Origin of the sequence: Streptomyces sp. NPDC127098 (assembly GCF_042722465.1) — a bacterium.
GTDB lineage: Bacteria > Actinomycetota > Actinomycetes > Streptomycetales > Streptomycetaceae > Streptomyces > Streptomyces millisiae.
In genome coordinates this window covers 68,410-84,113 of sequence record NZ_JBHXFJ010000022.1, presented here as the reverse complement: position 1 = coordinate 84,113, position 15,704 = coordinate 68,410, and the positions used below count along the sequence as shown (strand labels likewise).

Below are 15,704 nucleotides of genomic sequence, written 5' to 3'. Positions count from 1 at the left end.
ACGTGAGCCTTCATGGCACGCGAAAACAGGCGCAAGAACCTCTCGCAGAACTTTCTCCACGAGCCGGGCGTGCTGGGCATGATCGTGCGCACCGCCCGGCTGCGGCCGGACGAAACGGTGCTGGAGCCGGGCGCCGGCGAGGGCACCCTGACCCGGCTGCTGGCCGGCTCGGCCGGCCGGGTCGTCGCCTACGAGATCGACCCGGCGCTCTCCCGCCGGCTCCCGGACCGCCTCTCCCCCGCACGGAACGTGCGCGTGGTGGCCGGCGACTTCCTGCGGGCCACGCCGCCGCGCACCCCGTTCGCGGTGGTCGGCAACGTCCCCTACTCGCGCACCACGGACATCGTCCGCTGGTGCCTGGACGCGCGGGCGCTGACCTCGGCGACGCTCGTCACCCAGCTGGAGTTCGCCAGGCGCCGCACCGGCGACTTCGGCACCTGGCCGCTGCTGACGGTGCGGAGCTGGCCCGAGCACGGCTGGGAGCTCGGGCCACGGATCCGCCGCCAGCACTTCACGCCGGTGCCGCGCACCGACTCGGCGGTGCTGCGGATCACCCGACGGCCCGAGCCGCTGCTGCCGATCGACCGGCTGCCGGCGTTCCGGGCGCTGGTCGCCGAGGGCTTCACAGGTGTCGGCGGCTCGCTGCGGGCCACGCTCGCCCGGCAGCGTCGGTCGTCCCGGGTCCGTGACGCGCTCCGCGCGGCCGGGATCCCGGACGACGCGGCCGTGGGGGTGGTCAGCCCGCCGCAGTGGCTGATGCTGTTCCAGCGGCTCGCGCCGTAACCTCCCGGACGGCAGCGGCCAACTCCGCCGTGGACTCGGCCTCGGTGCATCGCCCCGCCGTGGGCAGGAACAGCACCGGCCTGATCTCCCAGGAGACCCGCACCCCCGTACGGGTCCGTACGGGCAGTCGGCAGGACCCACCGGCCCGCAGCCGGTAGATCGCCTCCCACTGCCCGTACGACAGCCACCGGTACACCCGCTCCGCCTCGTCGGCGTCCAGCAGCGACAGCACCGTGCGCACCTCGACCCGCATCCAGATCAACGCCTGGATCGGCCGCGCGGCGCGACGCGCCTGGACGCCGACCTCGGCGTCCCGCCGGACGACGCGCTCACACCACAGCCCGGGCTCAAGCACGGGCCTGCCCGGCCCGCACCACGGCGGCGAGCCGCCGCGCGGTGTCGACGTCGCAGCGGCCCAGCTCCACGAGCGGCCGGGTGTGGAAGACGGAGGTGCACGAGACCAGATCGACGCCGAGCGACGGCAGGACGATGCCGGCACCGGCGAGCGCCTCGCTCAATTCTTGGACGGCCTCGGCGGAGACCTCGATGGCCTCGGCGGGAAGTGGCGGTCGGTTCATGGGGGGCCTTTCGCATGGGAATTACGTTCCGCACCCACAGCGTGACCATCCGCCACTAGACTCCGGAAGGGGTTTCAACCCCACAAGTCGCCTGCGGCAAAGGAGCGTTGGCCAATGGTTCGCCCAAAGGACCTGAACCCCTATCTGTCCCCGCGAGCCTTCTACGGCGCGGAACTGCGTCGGCTGCGCGAGGAAGCCGAACTGTCCCAGGACGCCCTGGGCGAGCGGGCCTTCTGCTCCGGCACCTACATCGGCCAGTTCGAGACGGCCGAGCGGCGTCCCCAGATGGACATGTCCAAGCTCTTCGACGAGATCTTCGGGACCGGGGAACACCTCCAGCGGCTCTGCCGGTTGGCGCACGAGGCGGAGAAGCATCCGGACTACTACGCCACTGTGGCCGAGTTGGAAAAGCACGCGGAGACGTACAGCATCTTCACGCAGTTGCATCTACCTGGGCTGGTCCAGACCGAGGAATACATCCGCGCACTGACACGCTCGGCACATCCGTTCGCCACGGCTGAGGAGATCGAGAAGCGCGTGAGCGGCAGGGTCGACCAGCAGAAAATGATTCTCAGCGACGCAACCGCGCCTGAGTTGTGGTTCACGGTCCATGAGGCAGCTCTGCGACTTCCTATGGGCGGCCCTGAACTGATGCGTCGCCAACTCGACCGGATCGTCGCGCTGGGGCGAGACCACCACCGAGTGCTGCTGCAGGTGATGCCCTTCTCTGCAGGACCGAACCCGCTGATCCATGGCACGGTGGTCCTGCTGACCTTTCCCGACGCACCACCCGTGGCATACACGGAGGGCTCGTTCTCGGGCCAGCTCATCGAGGAACCAACGCTAGTGGCACAGTACTTCAGGGCCTACGATCACCTCAGGGCCATCGCACTGCCGCCCGGGCCATCCCTGAAGCTGATCGAATCCGTGGCAAAGGACCTTTGGACTCCGTGACCACCACACCCGACCTGAGCACCGCCGCCTGGCGCACCTCCTCCTACAGCAACGGCGACGGTGGAAACTGCGTCGAGGTCGCCGACAACCTCCCCGGCATCCACCCCGTCCGCGACACCAAACGCCGCGACGACGGACCCGTCCTCCTCTTCCCCACCCCGGCCTGGACCGCGTTCATCAACACCGTCAAGTGATCGAACCTGGAGGAACCATGGCCACCGCACCCGACCTGAGCACCGCCGCTTGGCGCACCTCCTCCTACACCAACGGCGACGGCGGGCACTGCGTCGAGGTCGCCGACAACCTCCCCGGCATCCACCCCGTCCGCGACACCAAGTGCCACCACGACGGGCCGGTCCTCGTCTTCCCCACCGCCGCCTGGGCCGCGTTCGTCCGCACCGTCGCGTAGCCCTCCCGCCGCGATGAGTTTCGCCGGTCCCGGCGGTCCATCCTCCGTACCGACCATGGAGGAGGATGCAGATGGGCCAGCTGCTGAGGGTGCAGAACTTCAACGTCTCGAGTGACGGCGTCGCGGCCGGTGAGGACCAGACTCTCGAACGGCCGTTTGGGCTCGACGGTCCGGAGCGGCTGTTCTCGTGGGCCGGGGCCACGGCCAGCTGGCCCAACCGCACAGACCCGGGCGGCAGTCGCGGCCTGGACGACTACTTCACCCGGGACTTCTCCAACAACATCGGCGCCGAGATCATGGGCCGCAACAAGTTCGGGCCGCAGCGCGGCCCCTGGCAGGACCACGAGTGGCTGGGCTGGTGGGGCGACGAGCCGCCGTTCCACACGCCGGTGTTCGTCATGACGCACCACCCGCGTCCGTCGTTCACCCTCTCCGACACGACGTTCCACTTCGTGGACGGCGACCCGGCCACGGTCCTCGCGCAGGCGCGGGAGGCGGCGGAGGGCAAGGATGTCCGGCTCGGTGGTGGGGTCACCACCATCCGGGAGTTCCTGGACGCCGACCTCGTCGACACCCTGCACGTGGCGGTCTCGCCGGTGGAGCTCGGGTCGGGACTGCGGCTCTGGGACTCGCCGGACGAGCTGCGCGACCGGTTCCACCTGGAGGTGGTGCCCAGCCCGAGCGGCGTGACGCACCACCTGTTCTGGCGCAGGTGACGCGGCGAACGGTGTCAGGCCACGGCCGTGCCGCGTTCCCGCAGCGTCAGCTTGTGATGCGCCGCCGTGACGGCGACGAGCAGATCGACCGGGCTGGCACATGGGTGCCAGCCCCGGTCAGCCAGCCCTCGTTGGAGTTCGGCGGCGTCGTCCCAAACGGATTCCCGCATGACGTATGTGGGGAAGGTCTCGCGCAGCAGTCCGTCCGCCTCGGAGTACGCAGGCCGGCCCCCAACCGCCCGAAGGAACTCCTGGCGCACGGTCTCACACAGCCCCACCAGGCCGGACTTGCCTGGCCGCGGTAGAGACGCACCAGGGCACTGGTCTCGATCTGGAACTGCTCCGTCACGCGGCCGAGTAATCCCCCGTAGCCGAGTCACCCTCGATGAGCGAGAAGTCGATCTCCCCCTCAGCTACCAGTTGCCTCATCCGTGCGATCGCCGCCGCTCGCCGCCGTCGATCGACGATTTCCCGCAGGGCGGCGTTGACCGTGTCCTCCTCGGTCTCCGTGCCCAGGTGCCTGGCCGCTTCCGCCAGCGCCTCGTCGTCCAGGTCGATCACCGTACGAGACATCGCCACCTCCCTCTATACATTTCTCCACCGTCTGCGGCGTTCCGCGTCGCGGCCCGTCAGGCCACGGCCGCCTCCGCCGTCGGGCCGGCGGCGGCGCACGCTCCGGCCACCGTGTCCAACGAGAGGCCGAGCGCGCCGGCCAGGGCCGCGATCGTGAAGAAGGCCGGCGTGGGGGCGCGTCCGGTCTCGATCTTGCGCAGGGTCTCGGCGGAGATCCCGGCCGCCGCCGCGATCTCGGCCATGCTGCGCTCGCCGCGTGCCTCGCGGAGCAGGACGCCGAGGAACCGGCCCCGCTCGCGCTCCTCGGGGGTCAGTGGAGTGCGTACCATGCCCGTGATACTAATACCGGTATAAGAATTGGCACGGGAGGAGTGCGCGGCATGGTGGAGATCAAGACGGACGCGGCACTGGCGACGATGCGCGAGTCGGGCCGGATCACGGCGCGGGCGCTGGCCGCCGTTCGCGACGCGGCCCGGCCCGGCGTGTCGCTGCGCGATCTTGACGAGGTCGCGCACGCGGTGATCCGCGAGGCCGGTGCCAAGCCTGCCTTCCTCGACTACCGCCCCAGTTTCGCGCCGACCCCGTACCCGGGCGTGATCTGCGCCTCCGTCAACGACGCGATCGTGCACGGCATCCCGACCGACCAGCGGCTGCGCGACGGCGACCTGGTGAGCGTGGACTGCGGCGCCTACCTGGACGGCTGGGCCAGCGACTCGGCGATCAGCTTCACCATCGGCGAGGCCAGCCCGGAGGACCGGCGACTGCTCGACACCACCCAAAGGGCGCTGGAGGCCGGCATCGCGGCCGCCGTCGTCGGCGCCAGGATCGGCGACATCGCCCACGCCGTCGGCCGCGTCGCGCGGACCGCCGGCTACGGCATCGTCCACGGCTTCGGCGGCCACGGCATCGGCCGCCGGATGCACGAGGCCCCCGATGTGCCCAACGAGGGCCGCCCGGGACGGGGTTACCCGCTGAAGCACGGGCTGGTGCTGGCCATCGAGCCGATGCTGCTCGCCGGCGGCCGGGACGACTGGCACACGGCCGCCGACGGCTGGACCCTCCGCACCAACGACGGCAGCCGGGCGGCCCACTTCGAGCACACGGTGGCCATCACGGACGAGGGACCGCGGGTGCTGACGCTGCCGTGAGCGTCACCCGGCCGTGTGCGTGAGGATCGCGGTGGCCAGCTCCTCGTGCGTCTCCGGCGGTAGCGTGTGCCCCATGCCCGGCACGATCAGCAGCCGCGCCCCCGGGATTTGTTCGGCGATCAGCGCGCCATGGCCCGGCTTGGCCGGCTCGTGGCTGCCCTCGATGACCAGCGTCGGCGCCTGCACCCGGTGCAGCACGCCCACCGGCTCGAAGTCCGGCTTGGCCGCCGCGGCCAGCCGGTGGTTGGCCACCGCCGACAGGTCGCGGGCCCGGTCGTGGATCCGTTCCTGGAGCCGACGCGCCGCGTCCTCGTCGAACGGCAGCCCGGTGCCGTGCAGCAGCCGCTGCTCGGCGATCATGCCGTCGATCCTGGCACGCCGGTCAGCCGGCGGTGCGGCGGCCAGCAGCGCGCGGTAGAAGGCCACGAACTCCGGGGTCGGCTCGGGCAGGCTCCCCTCGGGCTGCGGCTCCCCCATCAGGGCCCGCATGATCACCTGGCCCTCGCCGCCGCCGAGCGGCGAGGAGCCGATGATGGTCAGCGTGCGCACCCGCTCCGGCCGCTCCACCGCGACGAACTGGCCGAGCAGCCCGCCCGCCGAGTGGCAGACCAGGTGCGCGCTCTCCAGGCCGTGGGCGTCCAGCACCCGGTACAGGTCGTCCTTGATGTCGTCCCACGTGTACGGGTCCGCCGCGAAGTCGACGGTGTCCGACCGGCCGGTGTCCCGGTGGTCGTACCTGATCACCCGGCGGCCCCCGGCGACCAGCCGCCCGACGAACTCGTCCGGCCACAGGACGCCCTGCGACATCGAACCCATGACCAACAGGATCGGCGCGTCCGTCTCGGCGCCGAACTCCTCGCTCCAGATCTTCACTTCGCTACTCATGTCTCAGAGCATGTCGGGTTCCGCCGCCGGTGCCTTCCGTAGAACTACCGGTCAGAACCACCAGTCGCGCCAGTTCCGTACGGGAGCCGATGCCCAGCTTCGGATAGATCTTGTACAGGTGGTACTCGACCGTGCGCGGGCTCAGGAAGAGCCGGGCGGCGATCTGCCTGCTCGACAGCCCGTCGGCGACCAGCTCCGCGATGCGCAGTTCCTGCGGGGTCAGCGCGTCGAGCGCGGCGGCGGGCGGGGCCTGCCCGCTCTCGCCGGCCGCCCGCAGCTCGGCCCGCGCGCGCCTCGCCCACGGCCGCGCGCCCGCCCGGTCGAACGTCTCCCACGCCGTCCGCAGGTGCGGCCGCGCCTCGCCTGGCCGCTGCGCGCGGCGCAGGCGTTCGCCAAGCAGCAGGGCCGTCCTGGCCGCCTCGAACGGGTTGGTGTGCAGCCGCAGCGCCTCGTCGAAGGCGTCGAGCGCCTCGTCCGACGGTTCGACCAGGCCACGGCAGCGGGCCAGCAGGGCGCGCGACTCGGGCGTCGCGGCGTGCGCCGCCCCCCGCCGGTACGCCTCCGACGCCGCCCGCGCCGCCGCGCCGTCGCCGGCGCCCATGGCGGCCTCGACGCGGTCCGGTGCCGTCCGCCACGCCACGGTGGGGTGCCCGACGCCGGGCCCGGCGTCGGCGAGGGCGGTGAACCGGACGTGCGCCGCCGCGTGCCGGCCCAGGCCCAGGTCGAGCAGCGCCAGCGCGTACGTGGCGACCCCGGCCCGCAGCCCCACCCGGTGCGGCACGGCGATGGCCAGCGCCTCGCGGGCCCGCCGTTCGCAGCTCTCCGCCTCGCCGCGCAGCGCCGCGAGCACCGCCAGGTTGGCGAGGTGCGCGGCGACCGTGTTCGCGTAGCCGGCGTCCCTGGCCAGCTCCAGGCCCTCCTCGGAGACGGCCTGGCTGCTCGCCAGCCGCCCGACGAGGCGCTCGCCCGTCGCCACGAACTCCAGCACCACGGGGAGCTGCCCGGCCATCCCCGACACCCTGGCCACCCGTCCGGCCCGGTCGACCAGCTCCGTCGCCAGGTCCGACTCGCCGAGCTGGCTGGCCGCGGCCGCCGCCCACAGGTACTCGGCCGCCTCGCCGAGCTCGCCGGTCCTGGCCAGCGCGCGCCGCAGCAGGCCGGGCCCTGTGGCGTCCCCGGCCGACGTCAGGCCGATCCCGGCCAGCGTGTCCCGCAGGAACCCCTCGGGGTGCGCGGCCGCCCGCCGCCCGAGTTCGACGACGGCCGCCGGGTCGCCGACGTACGAGGCGGCCTCCATGGCGTCGGCGAGCATGTCGAGCCCTTCGCCCGCCGCCAGGATCCGTACGGCCTCGGCGGCGTCGCCCGAGTTCAGCTCGAACCGGCCGCGGAGCCGGGCGATCTCCAGGGCGAGCCCGGCGTCCGCGCCGGCCAGCTCGCGGGCCTCGGCCAGCAGCGACTCGGCCTGCCCTGGTCGGCCGCCCAGCCAGGCGGCGACGGCGGCGTCCTTCAGGCGCACAGCCCGGGCGGACGGCTCCGGGGTCAGCTCGGCGGCCCTGGCCAGCGCGGTGGCGGCGGTGCCGTACCCGCCGCGGTCGCGCGCCCGCGCCGCGGCGGCCGTCAGCTCGGCGGCGACCCGCTCGTCCTGGCCCAGGGCGGCGCCTGCCAGGTGCCAGGCGCGGCTGTCGCCCTCGGTCAGCTCCGCCAGCACGGCGTGTACCCGGCGGACGTCGGCCGGTGCGGCCGCCTCGTGCACCGCCGACCTGACGAGCGGATGGCGGAACCGCACCCGGCTGCCGGAGAGCGCGGCGAGCCCCGACTCCTCAAGCTCCGCCAGCGCCTCCCGCGTCCCCGAAAGACGGTCGGTGGCGCGCAGCACCAGGTCGAGGTCGGCCGCCACGGCGGCGACCAGGGCGAGCAGCCGGGCGGGGGCGGACAGGGCCGCCACCCGCTCGCCGAAGAGCCGGGCGCCGCCGGGCAGCGGGTCGGGCAGCGGTTCGCGTCCGGCGAGCTGCGCGGGCGTCAGGCGGGCGGCGATCTCGCCGAGGGCGAGCGGGTTCGCCCGGGTGCCCGCGACGAGTTCCCTGGCCACCGCGGGCGCCACCCCGTGGCGGGTCGCCAGCAGCTCGGCCGCCGCGGCGCCGGGCAGGCCCGGCACGTCCACCGTCAGCGGCACGCCCCTGACCGGCGCGTCCCCGCGGACGGCGAACAGCAGCGCGATCCGTTCCGTCGCCAGCCGTCTGGCGGCGAACAGCAGGGCGTCGGCCGAGGCCCGGTCGACCCACTGGAAGTCGTCGACCACGCAGAGCAGACCGTCCGGCGCGGCGGCCTCGGCGAGCAGCGACAGCACCCCGGCGCCCAGCAGGTACCGGTCGCCGCCACCGCCCGCGGCGAGCCCGAGGGCGGCGCGCACGGCGTCGCCCTGCGGTTCCGGCAGCGCGTCGAGCGAGCCGGTCACCGGCCACAGCACCTGGTGCAGCGCCGCGAACGCGAGGTCGGACTCGGCCTCCACGCCGGTGGCCCGCAGCACCCGCATCGCGCCGCCGCGCGCGACCGCCGCGTCGAGCAGCGCCGTCTTCCCCGCGCCGGCCTCACCGCGCAACACCACGGCCCCGCCGAAGCCGTCGCGGGCCCGCGCGATCACCTCGTCGAGCGCGTCGATCTCCGCCGATCTCCCGTAGAGCACGAGGCCCCACTGTAGGAGACCGGCCACGTGCGGACGCCACGGCGCCGAACCGTCACGCCCGTCGGCGGCGGCGAGGCTCGGCGACGCGAGTGCGGTTGACGCGCCTCGTGAAGCAGAAACAGCGGGCGGCGCCGGGCCGGTGCCGAGACAGAGGCGGGCGCGGTCGGTGGCGGCGCACTCGCCCCAGGAGACGCGGGCCGTACTCGGTGAGCCCGGCGGCCAGCCGCCCGGCGGCTCAGGTGTGCCGGTGGTACGCCTTGTTGGCGATGCGCCAGCCGGCCTCGGCGCGGACCAGCAGGAAGACGTCGGTGAAGGTGTCGGCGCCGTGGTGGAGGGTCATGGTCGCGGTGGCGACGGTGCCGTGGACGTCGACGGCGTCGACGCGGCGAGTGCGGGTCGCCTCGTCCTGGGCGGGCCGGCCGGGGAAGAGCGAGCAGTACGCGTCCAGGCGCCACGAGACGAACGCCCCGTCCCGCATCCCCTCGATGTGCGCGGTGGGCAGGAACGCGTCGCGGAAGTGGGCCGGGTCGCCGGTGGCGTGGCCGCGCACGTAGGCGCGCAGCGGCGCGAGCACGGCGTCGTCCACGGCGACCGCGATATCCACCTCCGGGCCGGCGGCGGCCAGCGCGCCGTGCGGGCCGAGTGCGTGCGCGTCGAGCGCCTGGTCGCGCGGCAGGCCGAGCGCCTCGAACTGCCGCAGCGCGTCGCGCACGGCGTCGTCCACGGCGGGGACCGTGGCGGCGACCGCGATATCCGCCTCCGGATCGGCAGCGGCGATGGCCGCCAGCTCCGCCGCGCCGCCCGGCGGGCGGCCGGACGCGGCGGCCAGCAGCGCCAGGTCCTTGGCCAGCGCGCCGATGGTGAACTCCGCCGTGGTCGGCTCGCCGAGGAGGAACGGCCGCTTGCGGGCGACAAGACCGCCGAGCGGGCCGAGTTCGAGGACGTCCAGGACCTGGTCCCGGGACAGCCCCAACGCCTCGGCCTGCCGCAGCGCGTCGCGCAGCGCCAGCACGGCCCCCGCCAGGCCGCAGTTGGCGACCAGCTTGAGCGCGGCGGCGGTGGCGGCGTCGGCCACCCGCCGCACGGTGCCGAGCGCGTCCAGGACCGGCCGGGCCCGGTCGAACGCGGCCTGTTCGCCGGCGGCGAGGATCCGCAGGGCGCCGGCCGAGACGGCCGGCACGGAGCCGAGCACGGGCGCGTGGACGTAAGCCGCGCCGAGCCGCCGGGCCAGCCCCGCCGCCTCGTCGGGGCCGACGGTGCTGGTGTTCACCACGATCGCCTCCGGGCGCAGCGCGCCGTGGACCCGGTCGACGACCTCCGCGCAGGCCCGGCCGTCGAACAGCGCCAGCAGGACGACGTCGGCCTTCGCCACGGCCTCGTCCGGGTCCCCGACGGTGCGGCGGACGTCCGCCGCGCGTCCGGAGCGCGTCCAGCCGACGACGTCCAGGTCGTGCTCGGCGAGTCGGTCGGTGATGGCGGCGCCCATGCGGCCCAGGCCGAGGACGGCGATCGTGTGGTGCGGTGCGGTCATGCGTCCCAGCCTGTGGGCCGCACTCCCCTGCGACAAGCGCAGATCTCGCAGGGCCACCATGCGCGAAACGCATATCCTGGCCCCATGGATCTGACCGCCTGGCGGACGTTCGTGACGGTGTGCCGGCTCGGGTCGCTGTCGGCGGCCGCCGCCGATCTCGGCTACACGCAGTCGGCGGTCTCCCGGCAGATCGCCGGCCTGGAGCGCCAGCTCGGGGCCGAGCTGGTGCGGCGGCACGTGCGCGGCGTGCGCCCGACACCCGCCGGCGAGGTGTTCCGGCACCACGCCCTGCGCACGCTCAACGAGGCCGACCGCGCCGTGCGGGCGGTTCGCGACGGTGCGCCGAGTCGGCCGCTGGCCGTCGGCGCCACCCCGTCGCTGGCCGCCGGGATCGTGCCCGCCGCGATCCGCCGCCTGCTGGACGGGGCCGCGCCGCTCCGCTGGAGCCTGTCCCCCGGGCTGAGCGCACGGCTGCACGAACGCGTGGTCGCCGGCGAGCTCGACGTCGCCGTCGTCACCGACGCGCCCCCGGGGCTGCCCGACGACCCGCGGGTCGAACGACGCTTCCTCGGCATGGACGAGATGGTCGTCGTGCTGCCCGCCGACCACCCGCTGGCCGGGCACGGCCCGGTGCGCGTCGAGACACTGGCCGACGAGACCTGGGTCGAGGACAACGACGGCTCGGCGGCGCTGCTGCGCCAGCACGCCGCCCGCGCCGGCGTCACCGCCCGCGTCGACCTCGCCGCGGCCGACCTGCCGGGCAAGACGGCCCTGGTCGCGACCGGCCACGCCATCGCCCTGATCCCCGGCGCGCTGCGGGGCGCGCTGCGCGCCGACGTCACCACGGTGGCCCTCATCGATCCCCCGACCCGCGGCGTCTACGCCATCACCCCGCGCCAGGACCGGCACCCGTCGGCGACACCCCTGCTCGACCAGCTCGCCGCGGCCTTCGACACGCGCCACGGAACGGAGGAATGACCCAGTATGTCCCCATGAGCAGCGCGCCCCTGCATCGGCCCATGGCCGCCCGCGATCCCGAGGAGGAGCACCGGGTGGCCACCCCGCTGGAGCTGTTCTTCGACCTGTGCTTCGTGGTCGCCGTGGCGCAGATCGCCGGCGAGCTGCACCACTACGTCGCGGACGACCACGCCGGCCACGCCGTGCTCAGCTTCCTGGCCGGCTGGTTCGCCATCTGGTGGGCCTGGATGAACGTGACCTGGTTCGCCTCCGCCTACGACACCGACGACGTGCCGTACCGGATCGCGCTGCTGGTGACCATCACCGGCGCCCTGATCCTCGCCGCCGGCGTCACCAGCGCCTTCGAGCAGGGCGACTTCCTCATCATCGCCATCGGCTACACGGTGATGCGCGCCGCCCTGGTCAGCCTGTGGCTGCGGGCCGCCCGCGCCCACCCGGAGGGCCGGGCCACCGCCCGCCGCTATGCGCTCGGCCTCGCCGTCGTACAGGCGGCGTGGCTGGGCTGGCTGCTTCTGCCGCCCGGCCTCCAACTGCCGCTGTTCGCGGCGTTCGCCGCCTTCGACCTGGCGGTGCCGGTGTGGGCGGAGCTGGCCCGCCGCACGCCGTTCCACCCGCACCACATCGCCGAGCGGTACGGCCTGTTCACGCTGATCGTGCTCGGCGAGTCCGTGCTGTCCGCCACCACGGCCGTGCGCTCGGCCGTGGACACGCAGGAGGCCACGGCCCGGCTGTTCACGGTGGCGGCCGGCGGGCTGCTGATCGTCTTCTCGATGTGGTGGCTGTACTTCGCCAAGCCCGCCGCCGAGTTGCTGGTCTCCCAGCGGACGGCCTTCGTCTGGGGCTACGGCCACTACCTGGTGTTCGGCGCGGCCGCTGCCGTCGGCGCGGGACTCGCGGTCAACGTCGACCACTCCGTGCACCACGCCGCCGTCGGCCGCGTCGCGGCCGCCGCGGCCGTCACCCTCCCCGTCGCGCTCTTCCTGGTCGTCCTGTGGCTGCTGCACATCAGGCCGCACCAGGTCGACGGCCGGCAGGGCCTGCTCTTCCCGCTGACGGCGGCACTGGTGCTCGCCGCCACCCTCCTGCCCGCCGCCGTGCTGCTCACCGGCCTGCTGACGACCGCCCTCGTCGCCGCCGGCACGATCGCGCACCACCCCTCACGCTGACTCCCGCCGCCCTCGGGTCAACCGCCATGCTCCGTCCAGGAGTTGTACGCCGCCCGCCAGCATCAGGACGACGCCGAGCGGGTGCGCCTCGAACCAGCCGAGCTCCAGGTCGCCGCCGAACAGCCGCAGCAGGCCGCCGCCCACGACCAGCGCGCCGCCCTCCACCAACCGTGCCTTGCCAGGAGCCATCGCCCCGCGTCCCCTCTCGCACGTCCACCACGAACACGCTCGACGCTAGGCCCGGACGCCCGGCCCCCACCTCGGCCCGCGGGACGATCGTCGGCGCCCGCGGTACATCGAACGACGGACCACTCCACGGGGAGATCACAGCTCGGCGACACCGCCACCGTAAGTTCACCGGCCAGGCGATACTTGCCCTATGCCGACCTCCGCCGTCCCCTCCCGTTCGGAACTGATCGAACACCTCATACAGACCAGGATCGCGGGCGAGGTCGCCACTCCCCGGGAGAACAACCTGGCGCACTACCGGGAGCTGGCCAACGGCAACCGCTACTACTGGCTCGGCCTCGAGCTCGGCGACCGCTGGACCGACGAACAGGACGTGCTGGCCGTGATGGCCGAGCGGTGCGGCGTCGACGAGGACCCGGAGCACCGGCAGGGCCAGGACACCATCGACCCCGAACTGACCGTCGAGGCCCTGGACCGGGCCGCGACGCTGCTGCGGAAGGCCGTCGCCGACCGCCAGCGGGTGCTGGTGGCCACCGGCCACCCCGGCGGGCTGCTCGGCGTGCACGTCCGCACCGCCGCCGCCCTCCGGGCGGCCGGCTGCGAGCTGGTGCGGGTGCCGCTCGGCCTCACCGCCGACGAGGGCAGGATCGCCCAGTTCGCCGACGTCGCCGTCTACGAGCGCGGCGCCTCGCTCTGGCACACCCACTCGCCACGGCCGATGGCCGAGATCCTGGACGCCCTCCCCCAGGAGGGCGAGCCCCCGCCCGACCTGGTGATCGCCGACCACGGCTGGGCCGGCTGCGCGGCGGAACGCGGCATCAACACCGTCGGCTACGCCGACAGCAACGACCCGGCCCTCTTCCTCGGCGAAGCGGAGGGCACGCTCACGGTGTGCGTCCCACTCGACGACTACGTCACCAGCCCGCACTTCTACGAACCCCTCACCGCCTACCTGCTGGACGCGTCCGGCCTCACGACCGCGTAGGCCTGGCCGGCGGCGACAGCGGGGTTGGCGGCGCCGATGCGCGGGCGCGGCCAACCGGAGTTGGCGGCGGCCAATGCTTGGCTGGCGGCACGGCGCCTTGCTCAGCAGGCACTTCCCCGGCGCCGGCGACACCCCTGCGCGGAACGCGCCTGCAGGGGCGCCGTGCGGGTGCCTGGCCGGCGGCTACGCCGCCTTGGCGGCGCCGATGCCCGGCCGGCGGCAGGTCGCCTTGCTCACCAGGGACTTCGCCGCCGCCAGGCCGGCGGCCACGCCGGCCTGGCGGCGCGGGCGCCCTGTCAGCCGCTGCGCGGCCCTGCCGCTCACATGGCTTCGCCGACACCTGCCCGACAGCGACGCCGATGCCCAGCCTGCGGCGGCACCCCCCGCGCGGACCGACACGGTGACTTCGTCTGCGGCGGCGCGGTGCGGACTCTGGCCGGCCCGTGCCGGTCGTTGGCCCGATCGGGCCCGCCGCTAACCGGCGGTCGTTCCGGGGTCTGTGGTGCCGTGCCTGCGCGGAGCGGCCTTCTTGGCGGTCGTCTTCTTCGTCGCGGTCTTCTTGGCCACCGCCTTCTTCGCCACGGTCTTCTTCGCCGCCGTCTTCTCGGTCGCGGCCTTGCGTGCGGGTTTCTTCGCCGCGGGCTTCGTCTCGGTTGCGGGCCCGGCGCCAGCCGTCGCCGCGGGCCCCGCGGCGACGGAACTCGCGGGCGACGGCCGGTCGTCGTCGGTCACCGTCATGGCCGGCGGCGGCGTGTCGCGGCGGGTCCAGCGGTGCCACCAGTGGTGGCGGCGTGGGTGGAGGGCGTGGCCGAGCCAGCGGCCAGCCAGCACGTAGCCGACGAGGGCACCGGTGGTGTTGAGGATGACGTCGTCGACGTCGAAGGCGCGGCCCTCGACGATCAGCCCCTGGGCGATCTCCACCAACACCATCACCAGGGCCGTGAAGGCCGGCACCCGCAGCAGGCCACGGATGCGTGGGAAGAGCATCGGCAGCAGCACGCCGAACGGCACCCCGAGCAGGACGTTGCCGCCGACCTGCTGGAGGATCGAGAACCGGTCGGGCTGGTCGAGGTAGGCGCGGATCGAGGAGCCGGGCTCCAGGTTGGTGTGGATCATCTCGGTGGAGGCCGGCGAGGGCACCAGCGTCACCCGCGCCAGGGCCACCGCGAAGGCGACCATGCACACCAGGGCGACGAACAGCACGACCGTCCTGGCCAGCGAGGCACCCCAGGAGTCGCGCTGGAGGAACGGCGTCCGCTCCCTTGGCGACGGCGTCGGCATCGGCGTCGGCATCGGCGTCGGCATCGGCACTCCTTCGGTCGGCGACCGGGATCCGCTGCCCCGGCGTCTACCCGCGGCGGCCGGCGCCCACGCGGCCCACGCGGCGTCGCCGGCCGGGGTGGTGGCACAGTGGGAGGTCCGCCCCCTATCCCTGGAGACACACCATTCCCATGCGGTTGCTGCTGATACGCCACGGCCAGACCCCCTCCAACCTCAAGCACCTCCTCGACACGGCCGTGCCGGGGCCGGCGCTGACGCCGCTCGGGCAGCAGCAGGCGGCGGCCCTGCCCGAGGCGCTCGCCGGGGAGGAGATCGGCGCGCTGTACGCCTCCACCCTGATCCGCACCCAGCTCACCGCGGCGCCGCTGGCCGAGCGGACCGGCCTTGAGGTCCGAGTGCGGGACGGCATCCGGGAACTGTCCGCCGGCGACCTGGAGATGCGGGGCGACGACCAGGCCATCGAGACGTACCTGACCACCGCCTTCGCCTGGTCGGCCGGGGACGCCACGCGCCGGATGCCGGGCGGCGAGAACGGCGTGGAGGCCCTTGGCCGCTTCGACGCCGTCGTCGCGGAGGCCGCCGGCACCGGCGCGGGGACGGTGGCCCTGGTGAGCCACGGGGCCGCCATCAGGACCTGGGTGGCCGCCCGGGCGGCCAACGTCGACGTGGCGTTCGCCGCCGCCCACGAGTTGCGGAACACGGGGGTGGTGATCCTCTCCGGCGCCCCCGACGAGGGCTGGCGGCTCCTCAGCTGGGAGGGCCGCTCCGTGGGCGCCGAGGACAGCGGCCCGGCCGACAGCGGTCCCGCCGGCGCCAGCGTCGAGGACGGACTCCCCGACCAGTGA

General features: G+C 74.1%; 21 protein-coding genes. 10 read left to right on the top strand and 11 right to left on the bottom strand.

Annotated elements, in window-relative coordinates; translation table 11 throughout:
- Positions 1–12: 12 nt before the first annotated feature.
- A complete protein-coding gene (erm, locus tag ACFWI8_RS16630) occupies positions 13–783 on the top strand; it encodes an ErmE/ErmH/ErmO/ErmR family 23S rRNA (adenine(2058)-N(6))-methyltransferase (protein WP_387091364.1) in 771 nt (256 codons plus the stop codon).
- On the opposite strand, the gene ACFWI8_RS16625 is transcribed toward erm, so the two are convergent.
- Both ACFWI8_RS16625 and ACFWI8_RS16620 read right to left on the bottom strand, forming a co-directional pair.
- Complete coding sequence (locus ACFWI8_RS16625; RefSeq protein WP_387091361.1) at positions 737–1,138, bottom strand: hypothetical protein; 402 nt, start codon at positions 1,136–1,138, stop codon at positions 737–739. The two genes, erm and ACFWI8_RS16625, sit on opposite strands and share 47 nt — an antisense overlap.
- Entirely contained in the window at positions 1,131–1,361 is a 231-nt protein-coding gene (locus ACFWI8_RS16620) for a hypothetical protein (RefSeq protein WP_387091359.1), read from the bottom strand. The genes ACFWI8_RS16625 and ACFWI8_RS16620 overlap by 8 nt, the downstream gene beginning before the upstream one ends.
- Positions 1,362–1,475: 114 nt before the next feature.
- Between ACFWI8_RS16620 and ACFWI8_RS16615 the strand changes: the two genes are divergently transcribed.
- From ACFWI8_RS16615 to ACFWI8_RS16600, 4 genes are all read left to right on the top strand, one after another.
- Positions 1,476–2,315: a helix-turn-helix transcriptional regulator gene (locus tag ACFWI8_RS16615; RefSeq protein WP_387091356.1), complete on the top strand. Its 840-nt coding sequence runs from the start codon at positions 1,476–1,478 to the stop codon at positions 2,313–2,315.
- Positions 2,312–2,509, top strand: coding sequence for a DUF397 domain-containing protein (locus ACFWI8_RS16610; protein ID WP_387091353.1), 198 nt, complete (start codon positions 2,312–2,314; stop codon positions 2,507–2,509). Before ACFWI8_RS16615 ends, ACFWI8_RS16610 begins: the two co-directional genes overlap by 4 nt.
- A gap of 17 nt (positions 2,510–2,526) precedes the next feature.
- Positions 2,527–2,724, top strand: coding sequence for a DUF397 domain-containing protein (locus ACFWI8_RS16605; protein WP_387091350.1), 198 nt, complete (start codon positions 2,527–2,529; stop codon positions 2,722–2,724).
- Between the two features lie 71 nt (positions 2,725–2,795).
- A complete protein-coding gene (locus ACFWI8_RS16600; RefSeq protein ID WP_387091347.1) occupies positions 2,796–3,440 on the top strand; it encodes a dihydrofolate reductase family protein in 645 nt (214 codons plus the stop codon).
- 14 nt (positions 3,441–3,454) lie between these two features.
- Here the strand turns inward: ACFWI8_RS16600 and ACFWI8_RS16595 are convergent, their stop codons facing one another.
- The 3 genes from ACFWI8_RS16595 to ACFWI8_RS16585 all read right to left on the bottom strand — a co-directional run bounded on the left by ACFWI8_RS16595 (position 3,455) and on the right by ACFWI8_RS16585 (position 4,342).
- The gene (locus ACFWI8_RS16595; protein WP_387091345.1) at positions 3,455–3,610 is read right to left on the bottom strand and encodes a hypothetical protein; all 156 of its coding nucleotides are present in this window, start codon (positions 3,608–3,610) and stop codon (positions 3,455–3,457) included.
- 175 nt (positions 3,611–3,785) lie between these two features.
- The gene (locus ACFWI8_RS16590; protein WP_387091342.1) at positions 3,786–4,013 is read right to left on the bottom strand and encodes a type II toxin-antitoxin system VapB family antitoxin; all 228 of its coding nucleotides are present in this window, start codon (positions 4,011–4,013) and stop codon (positions 3,786–3,788) included.
- Between the two features lie 56 nt (positions 4,014–4,069).
- Positions 4,070–4,342 (bottom strand): helix-turn-helix domain-containing protein, encoded by a 273-nt coding sequence (locus tag ACFWI8_RS16585; RefSeq protein WP_387091339.1) that lies wholly within the window; start codon positions 4,340–4,342, stop codon positions 4,070–4,072.
- Positions 4,343–4,393: 51 nt separating this feature from the next.
- Here ACFWI8_RS16585 and map point away from each other — a divergent pair, with 51 nt between their 5' ends.
- Positions 4,394–5,161 carry a type I methionyl aminopeptidase gene (gene map / locus ACFWI8_RS16580; RefSeq protein ID WP_387091336.1) on the top strand — a complete coding sequence of 256 codons (768 nt, stop codon included), beginning with the start codon at positions 4,394–4,396 and terminating at the stop codon, positions 5,159–5,161.
- A gap of 3 nt (positions 5,162–5,164) precedes the next feature.
- Here the strand turns inward: map and ACFWI8_RS16575 are convergent, their stop codons facing one another.
- The 3 genes from ACFWI8_RS16575 to ACFWI8_RS16565 form a co-directional block, all read right to left on the bottom strand.
- On the bottom strand, positions 5,165–6,046 hold the full coding sequence (locus ACFWI8_RS16575; protein ID WP_387091333.1) for an alpha/beta fold hydrolase: 882 nt from the start codon (positions 6,044–6,046) through the stop codon (positions 5,165–5,167).
- Positions 6,039–8,729, bottom strand: a complete 2,691-nt coding sequence (locus tag ACFWI8_RS16570) for a LuxR C-terminal-related transcriptional regulator (RefSeq protein ID WP_387091330.1) — start codon at positions 8,727–8,729, stop codon at positions 6,039–6,041. The genes ACFWI8_RS16575 and ACFWI8_RS16570 overlap by 8 nt, the downstream gene beginning before the upstream one ends.
- Before the next feature lie 235 nt (positions 8,730–8,964).
- Positions 8,965–10,260, bottom strand: a complete 1,296-nt coding sequence (locus ACFWI8_RS16565) for a nuclear transport factor 2 family protein (RefSeq protein WP_387091327.1) — start codon at positions 10,258–10,260, stop codon at positions 8,965–8,967.
- Between the two features lie 84 nt (positions 10,261–10,344).
- On the opposite strand from ACFWI8_RS16565, the gene ACFWI8_RS16560 reads away from it, so the two are divergent.
- Together ACFWI8_RS16560 and ACFWI8_RS16555 are read left to right on the top strand one after the other, a co-directional pair.
- Positions 10,345–11,238 (top strand): LysR family transcriptional regulator, encoded by an 894-nt coding sequence (locus ACFWI8_RS16560; protein WP_387091324.1) that lies wholly within the window; start codon positions 10,345–10,347, stop codon positions 11,236–11,238.
- A 14-nt stretch (positions 11,239–11,252) separates the two neighbouring features.
- Positions 11,253–12,404, top strand: coding sequence for a low temperature requirement protein A (locus ACFWI8_RS16555; RefSeq protein ID WP_387091321.1), 1,152 nt, complete (start codon positions 11,253–11,255; stop codon positions 12,402–12,404).
- Here the strand turns inward: ACFWI8_RS16555 and ACFWI8_RS16550 are convergent.
- Complete coding sequence (locus tag ACFWI8_RS16550) at positions 12,396–12,593, bottom strand: hypothetical protein (protein ID WP_387091318.1); 198 nt, start codon at positions 12,591–12,593, stop codon at positions 12,396–12,398. The two genes, ACFWI8_RS16555 and ACFWI8_RS16550, sit on opposite strands and share 9 nt — an antisense overlap.
- A 190-nt stretch (positions 12,594–12,783) precedes the next feature.
- Between ACFWI8_RS16550 and ACFWI8_RS16545 the strand changes: the two genes are divergently transcribed.
- Positions 12,784–13,578, top strand: coding sequence for a phosphatase (locus tag ACFWI8_RS16545; protein WP_387091315.1), 795 nt, complete (start codon positions 12,784–12,786; stop codon positions 13,576–13,578).
- Between the two features lie 183 nt (positions 13,579–13,761).
- Here ACFWI8_RS16545 and ACFWI8_RS16540 read toward each other — a convergent pair whose 3' ends face one another.
- Positions 13,762–13,902, bottom strand: a complete 141-nt coding sequence (locus ACFWI8_RS16540) for a hypothetical protein (protein WP_387091312.1) — start codon at positions 13,900–13,902, stop codon at positions 13,762–13,764.
- Positions 13,903–14,052: 150 nt separating this feature from the next.
- A complete protein-coding gene (locus ACFWI8_RS16535; RefSeq protein WP_387091309.1) occupies positions 14,053–14,883 on the bottom strand; it encodes a VanZ family protein in 831 nt (276 codons plus the stop codon).
- Positions 14,884–15,029: 146 nt separating this feature from the next.
- Here ACFWI8_RS16535 and ACFWI8_RS16530 point away from each other — a divergent pair, with 146 nt between their 5' ends.
- The gene (locus ACFWI8_RS16530; protein ID WP_387091306.1) at positions 15,030–15,704 is read left to right on the top strand and encodes a histidine phosphatase family protein; all 675 of its coding nucleotides are present in this window, start codon (positions 15,030–15,032) and stop codon (positions 15,702–15,704) included.